2 tRNA genes and 1 rRNA gene are annotated in these 517 nt (G+C 47.4%); all 3 read right to left on the bottom strand.

The window, feature by feature from the left end:
* Positions 1 to 150: 150 nt before the first annotated feature.
* Positions 151 to 226 (bottom strand) — tRNA-Ala (locus tag F8197_RS28195).
* Positions 227 to 298: 72 nt separating this feature from the next.
* Positions 299 to 375: transfer RNA gene (locus F8197_RS28190), tRNA-Ile, on the bottom strand.
* Between the two features lie 64 nt (positions 376 to 439).
* Positions 440 to 517, bottom strand: a 16S ribosomal RNA gene (locus F8197_RS28185); the annotation flags it as partial.

Raw genomic sequence — 517 nt, 5'->3', positions numbered from 1 at the left:
TTGATACATACAATCATTACCCATCGCATTACGTTTTACCGTAACACGACACATAAAAATCTACTTACTTCTTCCAGATTGTTAAAGAACATACAGCACTTGGTCTCTAAAAGACCAAACCTAAATCGCTTTGATTTACGTTTGAACTCTTGGTGGAGGATGACGGGATCGAACCGACGACCCCCTGCTTGCAAAGCAGGTGCTCTCCCAGCTGAGCTAATCCCCCTGAGATTTACTACAGGTTGCTAACTGGTAGGGTTGTTTGGACTAGCGTCCACCTTACCCCCAGCTTTTTAACTGGTAGGGCTGGTTGGACTCGAACCAACGACCCCCGCGTTATCAACACGGTGCTCTAACCAGCTGAGCTACAGCCCCAAATGCTGTTCTTCTTAATTGACAGTCGATAAGTGTGAACGCTTAATGAAGAGTGCTACTCTAGAAAGGAGGTGATCCAGCCGCACCTTCCGATACGGCTACCTTGTTACGACTTCACCCCAGTCACGAATCCTACCGTGGT

Source organism: Duganella sp. FT27W, assembly GCF_009295655.1.
Classification (GTDB): Bacteria; Pseudomonadota; Gammaproteobacteria; order Burkholderiales; family Burkholderiaceae_D; genus Rugamonas; species Rugamonas zoogloeoides.
The sequence above is the reverse complement of the archived record's forward strand: the minus strand, read 5'-3'. Positions and strand labels throughout refer to the sequence as shown.